The 19,089-nt window shown below is 63.6% G+C and carries 17 protein-coding genes and 1 tRNA gene; 12 read left to right on the forward strand and 6 right to left on the reverse strand.

The window, feature by feature from the left end; translation table 11 throughout:
* Positions 1 to 697: site-specific integrase (locus AC0L23_RS29615; RefSeq protein ID WP_473357660.1), on the forward strand; the 697-nt coding region annotated here is incomplete at its 5' end.
* A 34-nt stretch (positions 698 to 731) separates the two neighbouring features.
* Here AC0L23_RS29615 and AC0L23_RS29620 read toward each other — a convergent pair.
* A complete protein-coding gene (locus tag AC0L23_RS29620) occupies positions 732 to 1,922 on the reverse strand; it encodes a hypothetical protein (RefSeq protein ID WP_473357661.1) in 1,191 nt (396 codons plus the stop codon).
* 1,041 nt (positions 1,923 to 2,963) lie between these two features.
* Between AC0L23_RS29620 and AC0L23_RS29625 the strand changes: the two genes are divergently transcribed.
* Genes AC0L23_RS29625 through AC0L23_RS29635 form a run of 3 tightly spaced genes read left to right on the forward strand, consistent with a single transcriptional unit; the run spans position 2,964 to position 5,766 of the window.
* The gene (locus AC0L23_RS29625) at positions 2,964 to 3,086 is read left to right on the forward strand and encodes a hypothetical protein (RefSeq protein WP_473357662.1); all 123 of its coding nucleotides are present in this window, start codon (positions 2,964 to 2,966) and stop codon (positions 3,084 to 3,086) included.
* 26 nt (positions 3,087 to 3,112) lie between these two features.
* The gene (locus AC0L23_RS29630; protein ID WP_473357663.1) at positions 3,113 to 3,550 is read left to right on the forward strand and encodes a hypothetical protein; all 438 of its coding nucleotides are present in this window, start codon (positions 3,113 to 3,115) and stop codon (positions 3,548 to 3,550) included.
* Positions 3,547 to 5,766 (forward strand): Cap15 family cyclic dinucleotide receptor domain-containing protein, encoded by a 2,220-nt coding sequence (locus AC0L23_RS29635; protein WP_473357664.1) that lies wholly within the window; start codon positions 3,547 to 3,549, stop codon positions 5,764 to 5,766. Before AC0L23_RS29630 ends, AC0L23_RS29635 begins: the two co-directional genes overlap by 4 nt.
* 690 nt (positions 5,767 to 6,456) lie before the next feature.
* On the opposite strand, the gene AC0L23_RS29640 is transcribed toward AC0L23_RS29635, so the two are convergent.
* Positions 6,457 to 7,416, reverse strand: a complete 960-nt coding sequence (locus AC0L23_RS29640; RefSeq protein ID WP_473357666.1) for a hypothetical protein — start codon at positions 7,414 to 7,416, stop codon at positions 6,457 to 6,459.
* Positions 7,417 to 7,487: 71 nt separating this feature from the next.
* On the opposite strand from AC0L23_RS29640, the gene AC0L23_RS29645 reads away from it, so the two are divergent.
* Entirely contained in the window at positions 7,488 to 8,327 is an 840-nt protein-coding gene (locus AC0L23_RS29645) for a hypothetical protein (protein WP_473357667.1), read from the forward strand.
* Positions 8,328 to 8,480: 153 nt separating this feature from the next.
* Here AC0L23_RS29645 and AC0L23_RS29650 read toward each other — a convergent pair.
* Positions 8,481 to 8,570 (reverse strand) — tRNA-Ser (locus AC0L23_RS29650).
* Positions 8,571 to 8,989: 419 nt separating this feature from the next.
* Positions 8,990 to 10,135 carry an ROK family protein gene (locus AC0L23_RS29655; RefSeq protein WP_473357668.1) on the reverse strand — a complete coding sequence of 382 codons (1,146 nt, stop codon included), beginning with the start codon at positions 10,133 to 10,135 and terminating at the stop codon, positions 8,990 to 8,992.
* A 333-nt stretch (positions 10,136 to 10,468) separates the two neighbouring features.
* Between AC0L23_RS29655 and rplU the strand changes: the two genes are divergently transcribed.
* The 3 genes from rplU to AC0L23_RS29670 all read left to right on the forward strand — a co-directional run bounded on the left by rplU (position 10,469) and on the right by AC0L23_RS29670 (position 11,977).
* A complete protein-coding gene (rplU, locus tag AC0L23_RS29660; RefSeq protein ID WP_007604396.1) occupies positions 10,469 to 10,861 on the forward strand; it encodes a 50S ribosomal protein L21 in 393 nt (130 codons plus the stop codon).
* 97 nt (positions 10,862 to 10,958) lie between these two features.
* Entirely contained in the window at positions 10,959 to 11,228 is a 270-nt protein-coding gene (gene rpmA / locus AC0L23_RS29665) for a 50S ribosomal protein L27 (protein WP_018459863.1), read from the forward strand.
* 155 nt (positions 11,229 to 11,383) lie between these two features.
* Positions 11,384 to 11,977 (forward strand): GNAT family N-acetyltransferase, encoded by a 594-nt coding sequence (locus AC0L23_RS29670; RefSeq protein ID WP_085383879.1) that lies wholly within the window; start codon positions 11,384 to 11,386, stop codon positions 11,975 to 11,977.
* A gap of 61 nt (positions 11,978 to 12,038) precedes the next feature.
* On the opposite strand, the gene AC0L23_RS29675 is transcribed toward AC0L23_RS29670, so the two are convergent.
* Positions 12,039 to 12,953, reverse strand: coding sequence for a DMT family transporter (locus AC0L23_RS29675; protein ID WP_085358277.1), 915 nt, complete (start codon positions 12,951 to 12,953; stop codon positions 12,039 to 12,041).
* 127 nt (positions 12,954 to 13,080) lie between these two features.
* Here AC0L23_RS29675 and AC0L23_RS29680 point away from each other — a divergent pair, with 127 nt between their 5' ends.
* The 3 genes from AC0L23_RS29680 (at position 13,081) to AC0L23_RS29690 (ending at position 16,454) form a co-directional block, all read left to right on the forward strand.
* Entirely contained in the window at positions 13,081 to 13,563 is a 483-nt protein-coding gene (locus AC0L23_RS29680; RefSeq protein WP_085383878.1) for a MaoC family dehydratase, read from the forward strand.
* An 84-nt stretch (positions 13,564 to 13,647) separates the two neighbouring features.
* Entirely contained in the window at positions 13,648 to 14,688 is a 1,041-nt protein-coding gene (gene obgE, locus AC0L23_RS29685; RefSeq protein WP_085348676.1) for a GTPase ObgE, read from the forward strand.
* 131 nt (positions 14,689 to 14,819) lie between these two features.
* Positions 14,820 to 16,454: an alkaline phosphatase family protein gene (locus AC0L23_RS29690; RefSeq protein ID WP_085348677.1), complete on the forward strand. Its 1,635-nt coding sequence runs from the start codon at positions 14,820 to 14,822 to the stop codon at positions 16,452 to 16,454.
* A 136-nt stretch (positions 16,455 to 16,590) separates the two neighbouring features.
* Here the strand turns inward: AC0L23_RS29690 and AC0L23_RS29695 are convergent, their stop codons facing one another.
* Positions 16,591 to 17,556 (reverse strand): Bug family tripartite tricarboxylate transporter substrate binding protein, encoded by a 966-nt coding sequence (locus AC0L23_RS29695; RefSeq protein WP_018459857.1) that lies wholly within the window; start codon positions 17,554 to 17,556, stop codon positions 16,591 to 16,593.
* Positions 17,557 to 17,754: 198 nt separating this feature from the next.
* Between AC0L23_RS29695 and proB the strand changes: the two genes are divergently transcribed.
* Positions 17,755 to 18,876, forward strand: a complete 1,122-nt coding sequence (proB, locus tag AC0L23_RS29700) for a glutamate 5-kinase (RefSeq protein WP_085358279.1) — start codon at positions 17,755 to 17,757, stop codon at positions 18,874 to 18,876.
* The last annotated feature ends 213 nt before the right edge of the window (positions 18,877 to 19,089 follow it).

A 19,089-nucleotide genomic window follows, 5' to 3' on the forward strand; every position in this document is an offset into this window, starting at 1 on the left:
GTGGACCCTTATCCCGGGGTCCCGATTGGATGCCGATCACCCCGAAAACGGGGTCCTTATTCCATGCCGAAACACACGCGAGCTCTGCCTGCTCGAATGGTCGGCGATCGATTGGAGCAAGAAGGAGGTAACCTTCCCGCTGAAGGCCGAGGGCCTAGACACGAAGATGCATACGGTCGAGTTGACCGACGATATGATGGCGAAGCTCTACGCACGACGCGCGATGCACAAGGACGAGGGCGTCTCGTCGCAGCGGGTCTTCATGATCCGTACCCGGCAGAACGACTACTCCAAGGGACGTCGCGAGGGCGAACTTATCGAACTCACTTGGCGCACCTACTACGAGAGGTTCGTCGAGGGCTGCGAAGACGCGAAAATCAAGGATCTCACCATCCACGATCTGCGACACACCGCCGGCAGGCGCGTCTACGACGAGGCAAACGACATCGAAGCGGCACGTGCGCTGCTCGGCCACGCCGACATCCGGCAGACGCAAGACTATCTCGGCGTGACGGGCACTGCGATCAGCGCTCACCTGGTCAAGCGCAGCGAGCGCGCCAAGCTCGCTCTCGCCGAACTCGACGCCGCCGCGGTGTTGACTGAAACGACGCCCGGAACGCGCGAGCACACGCTGAGGGAGGTGTTGGCGGACGCTCCCGCCCCGCGAACAAGGCGCGTCTACGGCGTCCGGCGTTAGGCCAGATGACCGCTGGCGACTTGTTTCGTCGACTTCAGTCGATCAGATGAAGCGGCTTCGCCAGCGCGAAGCCGCTCTTCGACGCTTTTACGAGTCCTGCCATCCTGGCGCGCTTGAGCTGCTGATTGAGCCATTCGGGAGTGAGATCGGCGATCTCTGGAAGGAGGTGGGCGCGGATCGCGGCGTGGCCGGGCGGCTCCTCGGCCGTGTCCAGCAGCGCCAGGACCTTGCGCCATAGGATCTCGCCGACAATGCGCGTGATCTGGTAGTCTGGCTCCGTTCCGGGGCGCCTCGCTCCCTTGCCCGGTCGCTCTTCGTAGTCGAACCAGTAGCCGCCGCTGCCGTGCTCGATGCGGGATCCGACAAGCGCCGGCGCCAAGGAGCCCCGCGTGGTCTTCAGCGGCAAACGCCCGGTTCGGATCAGCGCCTCGGCGCCGAGAGGACGTCCAGCCCCGCGCAGATCCGTCGCGACCGCCAGAGCCACCGGCGGCGACTTGGCGTCGATCCAATCGGATTCCGCCACGGTCTTCGATGGCCGCTCGCGTGCAACGAACGCACGCAAGCGTGCCATCCGCACCGCCTTGTCTTCGGATGTTTCGGGAGTTCTGCCGCGTGGCTTTTTCTTCCCGGGCTTCCGAACACGCTTCCTGGGCGGACGCGGCGTCTCGTCGGCTCTTTTGCGCGCCGCGACCGTGGCCGCCTGCTTCTCTGCCTTCCGCTTCGCGTGGCCGACGGAGAAGGAGACCGGCTGCGGCGGTTCGGGTGCCCGCGATGTCAGCGATGAATATCGCCCTGCCCGTCGGGGCGGGGTCTGCGCGGGGACCGACGCCGGAGGCTCGGTCGTCCGCGGCTCTTCCGACCGCCGTAGCCCCCCTTTACTCCGACCGGGCGCGGGCTCTCGCCGCGGATGACGGCCGGCCTTCGGCAGGGGGGCCGGCGCGTAGTCGTTGGTCTCCGCGGGCGACGCAGCGGTGAGCTTGACGATGAGCCACATATCGCGTGCCGCGTTTCGGGCCGCCCGCAGCACGGCGTCGGGAAGGCGAGCCGCCATCATCTGCCGGTCGTTCCGCCAGCGATTGAGCACCCGCGCCACGTTCTGGCGCCGTCCGCCGACCCGACCGAGGACGTCGGCGAGCGTCACCGCGTCCAGCGAGCCGCTCTCCAACAGGAGCGCATCGGCCGCGTCGTAGATGCGGCGGTCGGGAGAGGTAGCGTCGTCGTCCACGAACGGGCTCCGGATCTGTTACCTTCGAAGCTGTAGGCCATCGCCGGTTTCGAACCCGCTAATGTGCTTGGGAACGTCGGCGTTCCCAATTGACCCTGCTAGGGGGTCCCGAAATAGTCCCGAAGTCGCGGGAAAAATCAAAAAAACCGCTGTGGCGCAGCGGTTTTTAACGAACGTGTTTACAGTAACACGCTGTTAAACAGGGGTGAGAACATTCGGACCCTAAGACCATGAAGCCGCGCCAAATATGGGTTCGCAAACAATAACTTGCGAATGATGGCAACCAGCAACTTCCCCGGATCAATTCGGGAACAGAAAGATAACAGCGGACATTTGCGACAGATAAAGTCCCGAAGCTTTCCCGTAGCCGGGAACTGCGGAGTTCCCGAGACCGAGAAAGAAAGGAAGGCTGACCAACAAGCAGCGCGAGCAGACCCGCAAGTGGTGGGACGTGCCCGCGCTGTACCTACCCTCGAGACCAACGCCTGCGCGATTTCTGGGAACGGGTCCGACCGTTCACACCGGGGCGCACATCGTCTGCAATCTGGTCGGCATCGCGGCTAGGGCGCGCCGACATCCTGGAATCCCCGGAAGTCCGCCCGCCGCAACGGCCCTCGTCCACCCCTGCCGAAGGTCGCAACCTTACGGGCGGCCGCCGCGCCGACGTTCGCCCGAGCCCCGCGGGCGCCAGCCCCCTGCCCATAACTCTGGTCGCCTCCATGGGGAGTAGCGCCGTCCCGGGGCCGCCGGCGGCGCTGGGACCGCGCTCGGCAGGGACGTGTTTTTCGAGAAGACCCGTCCGTATCAGCGCAGGCCACGGGCCTCTTGGCCACGTCGGCCGCGACGGCACCAGCGCGGCCGTGCCGGAGCTCGAAATCGAGGCCATCGCGACACGCGGAGTGCGAATTCGTGGTTAAATCCTCCAAACCAGAGCCGCCGAGCTTGGATGGGCCATTCCCAGGAAAAACCGGCCCATGAGGCCGGCGTCGCCCGCCGGACCGTGATCCGACTGGCTCGAGCGAGCCACGCTCGGAACGCATCATGGAAAAGCTGCGCGCCGCGGTGCGCGGAGCGTCATTCTTCCAGCGGGAGTTCGAGGCGATGGCGATGTTGGCAGGCGCGGCAAGCGGGTGTAGCTACGTTCAAATGGCCGCGCTACTTTGAATTGCGAAAGAGAGAGAGGATTTTCCTTGGCAGAGATGCTCTCCCGGCTACACACGTTGTTGCGCGAAGTGCGCGACGAGGCAGGAAATTCATTTTCGGGGATCGGCCTTCTGGTGAGTTCTGCGCCCGACGACCTGCCGACAATACCACTGAGGCAGACGCGCCTCCGGCCGGAACGACGGTCCACGCTCGATCGTCTCGTCGAAATATCCGATCAGACAAGCGAGCTCCATGACGGCTTCCACGTTCTATCACCCGAGCTCGATCTCGAGCGAGTGTCGTTGTATTTCTCCCCGCCCATCGTCGCGGGTCTCAGCGTCAACCCGATGCGTCGCGTCGGAGGCCGCTACATGGCCGCGCTCTTCGGGTCGATGCTGACGGGCATAATCGCGACCGGAGTGGCCAGCCCCCGCTACGGCGTGGCCGTATTCCACCGCGGCAAGGAGATTAGCGCCGAACCATGACAACCGACGAAGACACGGCTCAGAACAGCAACTCGTTGGATTCCTCGCTCCCGGCTTCTCCGAGCGACGCGACCTTACCCGACATTTCCGGCGAGTGGACGATGAATATCCGTTGGCACCGTGGGGAGCGCGCAGGAAATGTAACGGCGTCCGCTATAATCCGTCAGGAGTTCGGCCGGATAAGCATGGAGGTCCAGTCGAAGGGATCCGACTCCCATACGCTTCTGGCGCAGCTCGGTCGCGAAAAATCTGGCGGCCCAGTGCTTCACTACCTATACGAAGTCGAACCCAAAGCGATCGCGTCCGACGCCGAGGGCCCTTACAAAGGTGCTGCAATCCTCCGCTTCTATTCCGACTCGGAGGCGTTGAGAGGAAACTACTGGACCAGTCAATTGACCAAGGGACATTTCGAGCTCACGCGAAAGGCGAAAACACGCAACGCGGCTCCCAAGACCGAGGCCGTAGATGTCGTGCTGGTCACGGCAATTCGGGAGGAATTCGACGCCGCGAAGTCGGTGTTCTCGGCAGCTTCCGCCACGGAGGACGGCGTACGAGCATGGAGCGATCAAAAGACAATTTACAGCGCGCCGCATGAGGTCGGCATTTTCTTCCGAAACAACATTCCTCTCTTCGTTGTCGCCATCGCCAAGCCGACCAGAATGGGTGCCAATCGCACGGGCCACGTCGCGACGGTGCTGGTCGAAAGACTCCAACCCAAGTGCCTGGTGATGTGCGGCGTTTGCGCAGGCAATCCCGGAGACCTTGCGCTCGGTGACATCGTCGTATCGGAACTGGCCTATCAGTACGACGAAGGTAAGCTCGAGGCCGATGGATTCGTCGGCGACCACCGTCAATCTCCGATATCCCCGAGATGGCTGAGAGCAGCGGAGTCCCTGAAGCCGGAAGAGCTACCGAGCTATGGTCGTCCCACCGCGCAGGATGCACGTTATTGGCTGCTCGAACGCCTTCTCGGCGGCGACAATCCGCGCAACCACCCCGCCCGCAAACGCTACTTCGGTACAGGGGAGTGGCAGACCGCCATCGGCGAGCTGGAAAAGCAGGGCCTATTGAGCATCGACGGATCGGTGCTCAGCTTGACCGCTGCAGGAAAGGCGGAGGTGGAGCGATCGATAGTGATGGACGTCGATCCACCGCTGACGCTTCCCTTCGCCATCAAGACCGGCCCGATCGCGAGCGGCAACGTGGTCGTGAAGGATGGTCTGACCTGGGACAAGCTCAAGCGTATGGGCGTACGCACCGTCCTGGGTCTGGAGATGGAAGCGGCCGCGATCGGCGAGGTCGCACGCGCGAGCGGCGTCGAGGAATGGATCGTTATCAAAGGCGTGATGGATCACGCCGATCCAAAAAAGGATGACCGCTTCAAGCCGTTCGCAGCCCGCGCCTCCGCTGAAGCGCTTCGCGCGTTTCTGATCGATCGCTTCGGCGAGATCGCAGAGAATGCGCGGGCCGGCGAAGGCTCGGGCGCGTCACTCGCGACTCCTGCACCCTCGACCTGGCGGCCCCGCACCCTGGAAGGACGGTTCTACGATGACCTGAGCGTGGCGATCGAACGGTACGCGCCGAGGTTCAAGGGCTTACTTCAGCTGACGCTCGAGAAGGCAAAAGAAGCGCGGGGCGCCGCCGAACAGGCATACCAAATGTCGGAGCAGGTCCGTGTCGCATTGGGCGGCGCGATCGCCAAGACCCATGCCGGGCGACTCAATAAAGGGGCCAAAATTCTGAGAGTCGAAAACGGCTCGAAAGGAAGCGCACGACCACTGATCGCAAAGATATGGAACAGCCACGACGAGTATACCGGAGAATCCGCGGGCAACGAGGCCGACGGGGTCGGTGTCCTCCGGCTCTATCTGGTTTCGAAGGAGATCACTCCCAGCCTTCGGTCCTCCTATGCGGGCATGCATGAGTCCGGTCGATATGGACCGCTCGGCGTCTACACATTTCCCGACCAGGAACAGTTTGCCGGACAATGGACAGCAGGGCATCCGAGCCTCGGTTACCGCGAGTTTGTCGGCACTCGCGGCAAGCTGCAGTGCGACTTTTATCTTGGCTACATGAATTCCACGTCCGAAAAGTTTCAACCGCTTTGGCGTCCGCATGGCGAGGGGATCGCGGTGGATGCCAGCCTGCGACATGTACGCTGCGGCATTTTGGTGGACGGCGTCTTCGATCACATCTCCGCGGAGTTCAGCTTTTAGGAGTCGGGCGTGTCGCTGTTCAAGATTCCGACGACGGTTTCATCCATCCTGGCCGCCGCCCGCGGTCTAGCGATGAAACGACGCCTCCGGGCGGAGGTACGCCAGCATTTCGATGACCTTCGGATTGTTGCTCAACGACTGATAGCAGCCGTCCGCGATGCCGAGCAGAGTTTGGCGGCGACTCGCCGTCGCGAGATCCTAGGCCAAGGTCGGTCGTCTGTTCCGGTGACGGCTGCTCGTCGAACCTGACGGATCGGTCGCCAAGCTGACGCTTCAGCATAAACCAGTCGACCGTTTTCGAGCCAAAGCTTCTGGCCGACGTCCAGGCCGAGCGCCATGGGCTGTCACTTCTCGATGGATCGGCATCGCTGGACGATGGTGGCGCTGCACCACTTCGCGGCTTGGGAGCGCGAGGAGCGGAAGATGTTTGCTTGGATGGTGCCGCGTGTGACCGGAGAGGGAATCGCCGGTGCCTATTGCCGCGTTCCGATGGCTCGCATCGATAACAGCAATTTTGCGGCGTGGTCGCCAATGCTCCGGACATGTGCGCCGTCCACAAAGCGGTTCATTTCCTGGATCAGAAGATGAAGGACATCAGCGTCTTCAGGGTCGGCACCGCGACGAGCAAGTTCTCGTTGCCGAGCTCGGTACCCGCCTCCTTCGTGTGCGAGTGGTCGGGCCGGCTCAACGTCACACCAATTTCGCCTCGACGAGCACCCGTCGATAGAGGTCGATGAACTGGCTCACCAAGCCCCATTCCTTGCTCGACGGAGCGTTGCCGACGAGCACGCACAGCGTCCACAGCAAGTCCCGATAGGTTCTCCTAAACATCGGCATCAGGTCGGACAGCGTTTCGCTCATCGCGTGATGCCCTCCGTCTCCGGCGTACAGCAGCAGATTGCGAAACTCGGCCCGAGCGGTCACGAACCCGCGAACCGTCATGCCGTTGCTCTCTCCGACCTCCCGTTCGAAGTCGCGATAGAGCTCGTCGGCGATTTCGTCATGAACGAGATCGTCGCGGGAGACCGATACGTTCAGCGGATTGAGCGGAATCGATTCGCCAGCCGAACCGGGGAGGCTCGAGGCCAGCCACAGGACGAGCCGACCCTCTTCGATCGAAGGATCGATCTTCATCAGCAGCACTTGTTCGAACCCGGGAAACGTAATGCCGTGCCTGATCATGTCACTCAGGACCGCCCTGAACTGCGACAGCACGGGGTAGAAGGCCAGCTTCACGCGATGGTTCTTGTGCTTGCCGATGAAATCGCTATGCGCCGGCAGTCTATCCGAGTTGAGCTTGAGCCATTCGAAGATCGAAACGACGAGTTCCTCCTCGGCCGCGATGCACCTTATGACTCCCATCTCGTCGTCGATGCCGCCCAGCTTCTGCGCTTTGACGTAGTGGTCCATCGATTTGACGATTCTGGACACCACTTTGCGGGGCGCCTTTTCGAAGAGGAATTCGATGAATTCGCGGCCGATCAGCTCGGAGAACGGCCGAAGGACATCTTCGTCTTTCTCGGTGTCGGTCAACGGGAGACTCGCTGCGAATCGGTTGAACAATTGACCGGGCAGATAGCGGTTTGTCCATCCATTCCGTCGGCCCCCCGCCTGTGAGCAAATTCGCCGATTCCGCAGCGCCGGCCACAAGGTACCAGGCATGACGGTCGGACCGAATCGTGTCAGGCTTGCTATGGCCTTTCGAAACAACGGTTCGAACGATGACCGGCTTTCCCAATTATCGGCACTTGGCGCGCGGCTCCTTGTCGCGCGCCAAGGCCGAACTGGCGACCCAGGATCTTCACCGACTTCGATACGCCGCGCTGGAACTGCGCGATGCCATGGAGGCGGTGACCTACGACCGGGCGCTTGCGTTCAAGGACGAGATACCGCCGGATGAATACAGGACGTGGCAGCCACGCAAGCTGATGGCCGTGCTGGTGGACATCGATCCGTCGATCGGAATGACCTCGACGCTCGCGGTCGGAATCGAGTCGGAATACGGAAAGCAGGCCGAGAACATGGAAACTCTCGGGACCGACCAGGTGCTCACCCTCAAGGACATCAAGACGCACTACGACGCGATCGGCTCGCATCTACACATGCCCTCGCTGGAGCAACTCGAAGCCGGCAAGATCGCCGATCCGGCGAAGCTGCGGACCAGGTGCGAGGCGGTCGTGGCGGTACTGGAATCGGTGCTCGGCTCGCCGGTCTACAACATTACGCTGGGCAATTTCGCCCAGCTCGCCGAATGCATGAACGAGAACTGCCGACGGCCGGTCCGTAAACGCATTCCGCAAGGCAAGACCGAAATCGAAGCCGAATGCTTCGAGTGCAAGGCGATCTACACGCTCATCTCCCACCCCGGAGGCGCGGTCGAGTTCAAACCGAAGATGACCCTGGTCGAATGTCCTTCCGAGGGCTGCTCCGAAAGATTTCCGCTTTGGCCACACGAACTCACACCGGGAACACATTGGCGGTGCCGCTGCGGCTCTCACAACGGCATCGCACTGGCGGCCCACAAGATCGAGGGGGGGGCGGGTGAAGGTGGACCCGGTTGAGGACGGCCGGTCGCCGGGATCGGGGGCTTCCTCGATGCGAGGAATGATGGCAAACTGGCCCGATCGCGGTTCTCCACCGCGGTTCTCCACCGACGAATCCGGTGGCTCTCGGCGCCCCTTATTTTATAGGGTTGTTCGCACGTCGCGGTCAGATGGCGGAGAGGGAGGGATTCGAACCCCCGATAGGCTTGCACCTATGCCGCATTTCGAGTGCGGTGCATTCGACCACTCTGCCACCTCTCCTGAAGGCGCCAAGTAAGGAGCATGGCCCCTGTGGTTCGGGCGTTAATAGGCGAGGATGGCGGGCCAGACAAGGCTTGCGAGGGCGAAAATCCGGCCGGTTTTCCGGCTGGACCCACGATGTCACGGTGATGATCGGGGGCGATCACGGATTTCGGCGGCGGTTTGCGCGGGAATGGGCCTGAGCCGTTCGCCACTGACCCGGCGCGAGTCCGATGCGGCACGTCGGTGCCCGAATCACTGGTACCCGCAAAAGGCGGGGTGGGACCGCCAGACGCGGTAAACACTGGCGGTCCCGTGCCGCTCATTGAAATACTGGCTGGGAAGGGCGGCTTCGCCGGCCAGGTGAGGCGACGGTTCCGACCGTAGCGTGCGGCCCGTGCACCGCAACGCAATCCGGTCCTTAACCTAACCAGTCAAGGTTACTCCTTGTCGGACTTGCTCTTTTTCTTCCCGTTCTCCGTAGAATCGCGGTCTTTGTCTTTGTCTTTTCCGTTGCCGTTGTCCTTGCGGCGGTTGGTGAAGCGGGCATTGCCTAGCCCGGTGCCGATGGTGAGCACACCCCAGCGATCGACGTCCTGCATGAACGGCACCTCGGAGAGGCCCTGAACCACGCCGTCATTGTGCATCAGGATCGCGGTGTCGTGCTCGCCGATCTGCGGAATGCCCTCGAGCAGGCTCGCCGGCAGGTTGAACTTGCTGCTCTCCCAATTGCCCGGCAGGTTCTGTGCGCCTTTCTCGATGGAGCCGTCCGCGTTGATCACGCCGGGACAGGCGATGCCGATGAACGGCGCCAGCTTGTAGCCTTCCTTCTCGGCCTCGGTGATCAGCCCCTTCAGCATCTTCGTCAGCCGCTTCACCGCGCCTTCGCGCGTCGGCTCGTCGTCGGCATGACGCCACAGCTCGGACTTCACGACCTTGGCTTTCGACAGGTCTTTTGCCTTTTTCCAGCTGGTCTCCACCAGGCCGCAGCGGATATTGGTGCCGCCGATATCGACGGCGAGGATGCTGTCATGGGCTTCGAAGATCCACGACGGCGCCAGATGTAGCGCGCCGATCAGGCCGGCCTCGTCGGGATGATGACGGATCGGCAGCATGTCGATCTTGAAACCCTCGGCGATGAGGATGATCTCGGTGCACGCGATCGCGAGCTCGCCGAGCCGGGAATCGCGAAAACCGCCGCCGACCACGATGCGCTCGGTCTTGGCCCAGGCCTTGGACTTGAGGAAGCGGCGGGTAACGTAAGCGAGCTCCTGGGCGAAGTCCTCGATGGCGCTATGCACCACCGCCCAGGCCTCGGTGTCGTCGCCGACCAGGATGGCGTCCAGCGTCTTCTTGCTGATCTCGTCCGACGGCTCCTTGCCGAACGGGTCCTCGCCGGACTTGCGCAGCGGCTTGCGCCAGCGCTCGAGGATCTCGCGGAACGCGCCCTTGCTGGCGCGGTCGCCGATGAAGCCATCCTCGTCCTTCATCTCGATGTTGAAGCTGTCGATATCCACCGACGGCAGCCGCTCCGCGCCGTGATGGGCGATGCCCGTCGTCGTCTTGACCAGCTCGTCTGTTGCCATGGTAAGCCCCTTGCCCGTGTGACTGAATTCGCCGGGACAACGGCGGGGGAACCTGTTGGTTGCGGCGCGGTCCGAAATTCGCCTGCGGGGCCGGATCGCGCCCAAATGCTTCAAATCGGGCCGTTTTCGCCGGCTTTTCCTTGACTCCGTGCTGTCAGCGGCTATAAATCCCGCAACCGGCGCGGGGCGTTTCTCGCGCCGCTTGTTTTTGCGTGGGTTTTCAAGGGGATAGCTCCCGCCCGCACAAAACTCGCATAAACCCATAACGACTGACAAAAAGCCGGCCCCGACACTATGTCGCGAGGCCGGGAATGAACACGAAGGAAAACAACGATGTTCGCAGTCATCAAAACCGGCGGCCGGCAGTACCGCGTCGTTCCGGATGATGTCCTGGAAGTAGGCAAGATCGAAGGCGAAGTCGGCTCGATCGTGCAGCTCAATGAAGTTCTCCTGGTCGGCGGCGACACGCCGATCCTGGGTCTGCCCACGGTCGCCGGCGCCTCCGTCGCGGTCGAGGTGCTCGACCACAAGCGCGGTCCCAAGGTCATCGCTTTCAAGAAGCGCCGCCGCAAGAATTCGCGCCGCAAGCGCGGCTATCGCGACGAGATCACCGTGCTGCGCATCTCGGAGATCCTGACGGACGGCGCCAAGCCCACCAAGGGGCCGCGTCCGAAGCGGGAGAAGGTCGCCAAGCCAGAGACCACGACCGAAGAGGCCGCCGCATAATTTGATCACGCGCCATCACGAATTGATGCGTGAGAAATTGTGAAATGATTCCGTCAAGGAATTGATCTAGAAATACTCAGGATTTCGGAGACGAGCCATGGCTCACAAAAAAGCAGGCGGTTCATCGCGCAACGGTCGCGATTCCAAGGGCAAGCGCCTCGGAATCAAGGCGTTCGGCGGGGAAGTTGTGATTCCCGGCAACATCATTGCGCGTCAGCGCGGCACCACCTGGCATCCCGGCCTTAATGTCGGCATGGGCACGGACCACACCTTGTTCGCCAAGATCGAGGGCCGCGTAACGTTCCAGGCCAAAGCCAACGGCCGCACCTTCATCTCGGTGCTCCCGCTCGCAGAGGCGGCTGAATAGACGGTGGATCAAATTTGGAGTCCGCCGGGTCCCAGACCGAACCGGCGGAGTCCTTGAGATCAAAAGAGATCGAAGGCTCCAGGGGAGGCGGGAAACCGGCCTCCCCTTTCGTTTGCGTGCTCACTTTTCACTTAGTGACTTCGACGGAGCCGGACATGTTGCAGGATTTTTCGAGCGTGACCTTGCGGGAGGCGAGACCCAGCGTCGTCGCCACCGAGCGGCTGACGTTGCGGCGGCCGACCCTCGCCGACGTCAGGACCATCGCCCTCCTCGCCAACGATCCTCGCGTTGCCGAAAACACCAGGCGCCTCCCGCATCCCTATTCGCAGGACGACGCCGTCGCCTTCATCCGCGCCACCGCCGCGCCCGGCGGCGAGACGGTGTTCCTGATCGAGCATGACAGCGGCCCCATCGGCATGGTCGGCATCGACTGCTCCACGCCCGACAATGCCGAGCTCGGCTATTGGCTCGGCGTCGAGCATTGGGGCCGGGGCTTTGCCACCGAGGCCGCGCGCGGCGCGATCGACTTCTTCTTCGAGGAGTTCGAGGACGATCATCTCTATGCAGGCGCGCGCGTCACCAACCCGGCCTCGCGCAACGTGCTGGAGAAGTGCGGCTTCCAGTGGAGCGGCGTCCAGCTGCATCGCTTCCTGGCGCTGGGCTCGTCCACGCCCGTCGACTGCTTCCGTCTCTCGCGCGGCGTGTGGGCGTCGCTGAAGAGCTGGAGCAGCGCGCGAAGGGTGAGGTAGGGCTGAGGCGGCTACGCTCTCCGCCGTCGTCCCGGCGAAGGCCGGGACACCGTGGTTGTGTTCACGCTGGCGGATTCACATCCGCGTCCCTGCGCCCGAGATCGCGCTCACGCAGATAAATATAGAACCCGGCGCCGATGATGATGGCGGCGCCGACGATGGTGGCGATTTCGGGCACGTCGCCGAACACGACGAAGCCGAAGATCACCGCCCAGACGATCATCGAATATTGATAGGGCACCACGACGCTGGCCGGCGCGAGCTTGAGCGAGCGGTTGACGCAGAACAGCGCGGTGACCGAGACGCATCCCGCCAGCGCGAAGATCACGAGGCTGGCCGGTGTCGGCGGCACCCAGTGGAACGCCGACAGCACCGCACCCAGCAGGAACGTGCCGACGAATTGCGACGACGCCATCACGATATCGGGCGTCTTGCGCAGGCTGCGCGTGATCAACATCAGCGTTGCAAAGGAAAGACTGCCGCCAAGCGCGATCAGCGCCGGCAGGCTCACCGTCTGTGCCGACGGCCGCAGCGCGATCAGCACGCCGCAGAAGCCGATCAGGATCGCCGTCCAGCGCCGCCAGCCGACCTTCTCGCCGAGAAAGATCGCCGACATCGCCGTGACGAAAATGGGCCCGGCGAGATAATAGGTGATGACGTCGGCGAGCGGCAGGTAGACCGTCGCAAGGAAGAAGGCCGCCACTTCCAGCGTCGACAGCACCACACGAAACAGCTGGAGGCCCGGCCGCTCCAGCTGCAGGAACTGGTGACGCTGCCGCCAGACCAGCGGCGACAGCAGCAGCAGCGCCGCGCAGGCGCGCAGGAACAGCAGCTGCCCCACCGAATAAGTCCCGACCAGGAACTTGCCCATGGCATCGCCAAACGAGAACATGAAGATCGACAGCACCATGAGCGCAATCCCGGCAAGGCGCGCCGAGCGTTCGTCATAGGCCGATAGATTCTTGAACAGGGGCATCGAGCGCCGTTGTAATGACGCAGGCCGTCACGACAAGCCCGCGTTGGACGAATTGAACGGATTGTCGCACTCTCCGCGTCGCGGTAGCGACAGGTGTCTCACAAGAGAGCCAGGAAAGAGCTTAGCCATGACCGACTTCGACCCGGCCCGGCATCGCATGATCCCCGCGCAACGCTGGTTTGAGGATTTCGTGGTCGGCGAGCGCTTCGTGCTGCCGAGCCGCACGCAGACGACGGCGGTGTTCGCGGCGTTCCAGACCGCGAGCGGCGACACGCATCCGGTGCATTACGACGTGGAGTATTGCCGCAGCCGCGGCATGCCGCATCTGCTCGCCCACGGTTTCCAGACGCTGATCCACACCGCGCCCGGCGCCGGCCTGTTTCCGTTCATGGTCGAGGACTCCCTGGTCGGCTTCCTCGAGCAATCCAGCCGGTTCCTCAAACCTGTCTTCGCCGACGACACAATCTATCCCGCGCTCGAGGTCACCGAGCTGGTGCCGGGACGCTCGACCGGCGCGGTGACGCTCAAAAGCACCGTGTTCAACCAGCGCAAGGAGCTGGTGCTGGAGGGCACGCAGAAATTCCTGATCCGGCGCCGGCCAGCTGGTTAAGCAAGGCCACAAATCGCCGGGTTTCGGCCGATTTGCGGGTCCATCCGGGTTGCCGCGCGGGACCGGCTGGCCTACCTATGGCCCATGAAATTCCTAGACGAAGCAAAGGTCTATATCCGCTCCGGCGACGGCGGAAACGGCTGCGTGGCGTTCCGCCGCGAAAAATTCATTGAATTCGGCGGCCCCTCCGGCGGCAATGGTGGCCGCGGCGGCAATGTCATCATCGAGGTCGCCGACGGGCTGAACACGCTGATCGACTATCGCTACCAGCAGCACTTCAAGGCCCAGAAGGGCGAGAACGGCTCGGGCTCGGACCGCCATGGCGCCAATGGCAAGTCGATCGTGCTGAAGGTCCCCATCGGCACGCAGATCTTCGACGAAGATCGCGAGACCATGATCCACGATTTCACCACTGTCGGCGAAAAGTTCGTGCTGGCCGAAGGCGGCAATGGGGGCTTCGGCAACGCGCATTTCAAGACCTCGACCAACCGCGCGCCGCGCAATGCCAATCCGGGCCAGCCCGGCGAGGAGCGCTGGATCTGGCTGCGGCTGAAGCTGATCGCGGATGCCGGCCTCGTCGGCCTGCCCAATGCCGGCAAATCGACCTTCCTCGCCAAGGTCAGCGCGGCCAAGCCGAAGATCGCCGACTATCCCTTCACCACGCTGCATCCGCAGCTCGGCGTCGTGAATGCCGACGGCCGCGAATTCGTGCTGGCGGACATTCCGGGCCTGATCGAAGGCGCGCATGAAGGCGTCGGTCTCGGCGACCGCTTCCTCGCCCATGTCGAGCGCTGCCGCGTGCTGCTGCATCTCATCGATGCGACCTGCGAGCACGCCGGCAAGGCCTACAAGACGGTGCGAACGGAGCTGGACGCCTATGCCGGGCAGCTCACCGACAAGATCGAGATCGTCGCGCTGAACAAGATCGACGCGGTCGAGCCGGACGAGTTGAAGAAGCAGAAGGAGCGGCTGAAGCGCGCCGCCAAGAAGACGCCGCTGCTGCTCTCCGCCGTCACCGGTGACGGCGTGCAGGAAGCGCTGCGCGCTCTTGCGGATGTGATCGGCGAGAGCCCGGTGTCTGCGAAAGCGAAGAGCGCGGCCGAAGCGGAGCCGTGGTCGGTTTGATTTTTCGTCGTCCCGGCGAAGGCCAGGACGACGCTGGAATGTACGGCCGCAGACGCGTGCATCGCTGATAGCTTGTCTTCGCGCCCTCGATAGCGCAGCATCCCACAATCAAGAAACGGCAGGGATCACGCATGGCGCGCGCGAAGAACGTTCTCTGGATCATGTGCGACCAGCTTCGCTATGACTATCTCGGCTGCACCGGCCATCCCACGCTGAAGACACCGAACATCGACGCCATGGCGAAGCGCGGCGTGCTCTTCAGCAAGGCCTATGTGCAGTCCCCGATCTGCGGCCCCTCGCGGATGTCGTTCTACACCGGGCGCTACATGCGCTCGCACGGCTCGCACTGGAACGGCTGGCCGTTGCGGGTCGGCGAGCCCACCCTCGGCGATCACCTCAAGAAGCTCGGCGTGCGCAACGTGCTGGTCGGCAAGACCCACATGGCGCCCGATCTCGAAGGCATGAAGGCGCTCGGCATCCCGCCGGAATCGATGATCGGCGTGCACGTCGCCGAATGCGGGTTTGAGCCCTATGAGCGTGACGACGGCCTGCATCCCACGGGGCGGCCGCGTCCGAAATACGACGAATATCTGCGCCAGCAGGGCTTTGATGCGCCCAATCCCTGGGAGCATTGGGCCAATTCAGGCGCGGCCGAGGACGGCTCGCTCCAGAACGGCTGGCTGCTCGTGCATGCCGACAAGGCCGCGCGCGTGCCGGACGAGCATTCCGAGACGCCCTACATGACGCGACGCGCCATGGATTTCATCGGCGAGGCCGAGACCGACGGCAGGCCGTGGTGCCTGCATCTGTCCTACATCAAGCCGCACTGGCCCTACATCGCGCCCGAACCCTACGCCAGCATGTATTCGACATCGGACATGATCCCGGTGATCCGCTCCGAGCGCGAGCGGCAGAACCCGCATCCGGTGTTCGGCGCCTATATGGACATGCGCTACTCCCGCAACATGGCGCGCGACGATGCCCGCGAGAAGGTGATCCCGACCTATATGGGCCTGATCACCCAGATCGACGCCCAGATGGGCGTGCTGATGAAGTTCCTGGAGGAGCGCGACCTGCTGGACACCACCATGATCGTGTTCACCTCCGATCACGGCGACTATCTCGGCGATCACTGGATGGGCGAGAAGGATCTGTTCCACGAGCAGTCGGCGAAGATCCCGCTCATCATCATCGATCCCTCGAAGGAGGCGGATGCGACGCGTGGCACGCGCAACGATGCGCTGGTCGAAGCCATCGATCTCGCGCCGACCTTCGTCGACTATTTCGGCGGCAAGGTGCCGGGCCATATCCTCGAGGGACGCTCGCTGCTGCCGCTGCTGCGCGGCGAGAGTCCGCCGGATTGGCGCAAGGTGGCGTTCTCCGAATACGACTATGTCATGCAGGACGTGCGGCTGAAGCTGAATCAGCCGATCGAACGCTGTCGCCTGTTCATGGTGTTCGACGGCCGCTGGAAATACATCCACGCCTCAGGCTTCCGCCCGATGCTGTACGACCTCGAAACCGATCCGGAAGAGTTTCTGGATCGCGGCGACGATCCCGAGTGCGCCGGCGTCATCGCTCGACTGCAGGCCGAGCTGTTCGACTGGGCGCTGCATCCCAACGACCACATCACGACGCCGCGCGAGAAGATCGCCGCCTATGCCGACAACCAGCTCCAGGTGAAGGGCGGGATTTTGATCGGTGTTTGGGACGAAGCGGAGCTGGCGTCGATCAAGGACGGGATCGCGCAGCGCGCGAAGCTGTGAGTGAGCGGAAAGAGCCTCTCTCAGCTCGTCATGCCGGGGCTTGACCCGGGCATCCACGTCTTGCGTAGGTGGCGGTGCACGTGGATGGCCGGGACAAGCCCGGCCATGACGGCGGAGAGCGGAGCGCAAACAGAAACTAATTCTCGATCTTGTACCCCGTCGCCTTCACGACCGGCTGCCAGAACGCGGTGTTGGCGGCGAGCTCCTTGGTCAGACCTTCCGCGCTGCTGCCCACCGGGATCAGACCGATCGCGGTGAGCTTCTCCTTCACCTCGGGCTTGGCGAGCGCGGCGCTTGCGGCCGCGCCGAGCTTGCTTGCGAATTCCGGCGAGCTGCCGGCGGGAAGCCACATGCCGTACCAGGCGTCGGCGACGAGATCGATGCCGCTCTCTTTCAAGGTCGGCACCTCTGAGGCAAAGGGCGAACGTTCCGCGCTGCTCACCGCGATGATCTTCACGCCCTTGGCGCGATGCTGCGCAAGCGCGTCGGCCAGCGTGGTGATCCCGAACGGAACATGGCCGCCGACGAGGTCGTTGAGGATAGCTGCGCTGCCGCGATAGGGCACGCGGCTCAAGGGAATGCCGAGGTCCTTCTCCAGCTTCGAGCCCATGAAATGCGGAATGGTGCCGCTGCTGGGTACGCCGAACGAGGTCCTGTCCGGATGTGCCTTCAGCCAGGCCGCGAACGACTTGAAATCCACAGCGTCGACCGCCGGGCTGATCACCAGCGCAAATTCAAAGCGCGCCAGCAGCGAGACCGGGACGAAATCCTTTGCAGCATCGAAGCTCGGAATCGTCTCGACCATCGGCAGCAGGTACATCGTGGGTCCGGTCGTCACCAGCACCATGCTGCCGTCGGGGCTTCCCCCCTTCACCGCCTTGATGCCGATCAGTCCGTCACCGCCGGTGCGGTTCTCGACCACGATGGTCCGCTGCAGTGCCGGCGCCATCTCCTGCGCGATCAGCCGGCACAGCGTGTCGCCGCCCGCGCCGGCCGCGAACGGGAAGATGATCTTGGTGAGCCCAGCCTGTGCGCGCGTCGCTCCCACCTGCGCCAGCAGCGGCAGGCTCAGACACCGGACCATGAATTTGCGGCGATCCATGGGTTTCCTCCACCGTTATGGTTGGCAGCATGAGAGCCGGACGGCCGCCCGGGGCAACCCGGCGTTCATCCTTTAGCATGCCGGCGCCTTGCGCGGGCCATCGTCCTGCTGCAAAAGCAGGGCCTTAGCGGCGCCGCTTGTTTGCTCCGCCGTTCCATAGCTTGAGCAATCCGCCACACGCGCCAGCACATAAAACACATGACCAGCCCCGAACTCAGTCAATTCCGCCGCATCGTCGTCAAGGTCGGCTCCGCGCTGCTGGTCGATTCCGACAAGGGCGAGGTGCGTGCGTCCTGGCTTGCCGCTCTCGCCGACGACATGGCCAAGCTGCATCGCGGGGGACGTGACGTGCTCGTCGTTTCCTCCGGCTCGATCGCCCTCGGCCGCAGCCGCCTGAAATTGCCGCGCGGCCCGCTGAAGCTGGAGGAGAGTCAGGCGGCCGCCGCCGTCGGTCAGATCGCGCTCGCCCGCATCTGGTCGGAGGTGCTTGGCGCCCACGGCATCGGCGCCGGCCAGATCCTGGTGACGCTGCAGGACACCGAGGAGCGCCGCCGCTATCTCAACGCGCGCTCCACTATCGGCAAGCTGCTGGAGTGGCGCGCGATCCCCGTGATCAACGAGAACGACACGGTCGCCACCAACGAGATCCGCTACGGCGACAACGACCGCCTCGCCGCGCGCGTCGCCACCATGGCCAGCGCCGACCTGCTGGTGCTGCTGTCCGACATCGACGGGCTCTACGACGCCCCGCCGAAGAACAACCCGAACGCCAGGCTCATTCCCGTCGTCGACAGCATCTCCTCCGAGATCGAGGCTGTGGCAGGCGACGCCGAGTCCGAGCTGTCGCGCGGCGGCATGCGCACCAAGGTCGAAGCCGCCAAGATCGCGACCACCGGCGGCACGCATATGCTGATCGCCTCGGGCAAGATCGAGCATCCGTTGCAGGCGATCGCCGATGGCGGCCGCTGCACCTGGTTCCTGACGCCGGCCAATCCCATCACCTCGCGAAAACGCTGGATCGCGGGCTCGCTTGAGCCGAAGGGTACGCTGACGATCGACGCCGGCGCGGTCGCGGCCCTGCGCGCCGGCGCCAGCCTGCTGCCGGCCGGCGTGATCAAGGTCGAGGGCCAGTTCGCCCGCGGCGACGCCGTGATCGTGCGCGGCCCCGACACCAGCGAGGTCGGCCGCGGCCTGATCGCCTACGACGCCGACGATGCCGAGCGGATCAAGGGCCGCTCCTCCCCGGATGTCATGGCCATCCTCGGCATCAGCGGGCGGTCCGAGATGATCCACCGGGATGATCTGGTGGTGGGCGGGTAAGGGCCGACAGACGCCCAAACCGTCATGCCCGGGCTTATCGCGGGCATCCACGTTCTTTCTTGCTGGCGGCAAGGCGTGGATGGCCGGGACAAGCCCGGCCATGACGTCGGAGCTGGGCCAGTGGCCGAGGTGGCACAACACCGGGAGACCAGCCATACTCGCCCCGCCCTTCGCAAAAGCGGGATTTCCGTGCTAGGACACTGCCTTAGCAGA

This window comes from Bradyrhizobium sp. MI1.4 (assembly GCF_055811315.1).

Coding starts and splice junctions, on each gene's coding strand:
- AC0L23_RS29625 (WP_473357662.1), top strand. CDS start 2,964: ATGGAAAAGCTGCGCGCCGCGGTGCGCGGAGCGTCATTCTTCCAGCGG.
- AC0L23_RS29635 (WP_473357664.1), top strand. CDS start 3,547: ATGACAACCGACGAAGACACGGCTCAGAACAGCAACTCGTTGGATTCC.
- AC0L23_RS29645 (WP_473357667.1), top strand. CDS start 7,488: ATGACCGGCTTTCCCAATTATCGGCACTTGGCGCGCGGCTCCTTGTCG.
- AC0L23_RS29655 (WP_473357668.1), bottom strand. CDS start 10,135: ATGGCAACAGACGAGCTGGTCAAGACGACGACGGGCATCGCCCATCAC.
- rplU (WP_007604396.1), top strand. CDS start 10,469: ATGTTCGCAGTCATCAAAACCGGCGGCCGGCAGTACCGCGTCGTTCCG.
- rpmA (WP_018459863.1), top strand. CDS start 10,959: ATGGCTCACAAAAAAGCAGGCGGTTCATCGCGCAACGGTCGCGATTCC.
- AC0L23_RS29670 (WP_085383879.1), top strand. CDS start 11,384: ATGTTGCAGGATTTTTCGAGCGTGACCTTGCGGGAGGCGAGACCCAGC.
- AC0L23_RS29675 (WP_085358277.1), bottom strand. CDS start 12,953: ATGCCCCTGTTCAAGAATCTATCGGCCTATGACGAACGCTCGGCGCGC.
- AC0L23_RS29680 (WP_085383878.1), top strand. CDS start 13,081: ATGACCGACTTCGACCCGGCCCGGCATCGCATGATCCCCGCGCAACGC.
- obgE (WP_085348676.1), top strand. CDS start 13,648: ATGAAATTCCTAGACGAAGCAAAGGTCTATATCCGCTCCGGCGACGGC.
- AC0L23_RS29690 (WP_085348677.1), top strand. CDS start 14,820: ATGGCGCGCGCGAAGAACGTTCTCTGGATCATGTGCGACCAGCTTCGC.
- AC0L23_RS29695 (WP_018459857.1), bottom strand. CDS start 17,556: ATGGATCGCCGCAAATTCATGGTCCGGTGTCTGAGCCTGCCGCTGCTG.
- proB (WP_085358279.1), top strand. CDS start 17,755: ATGACCAGCCCCGAACTCAGTCAATTCCGCCGCATCGTCGTCAAGGTC.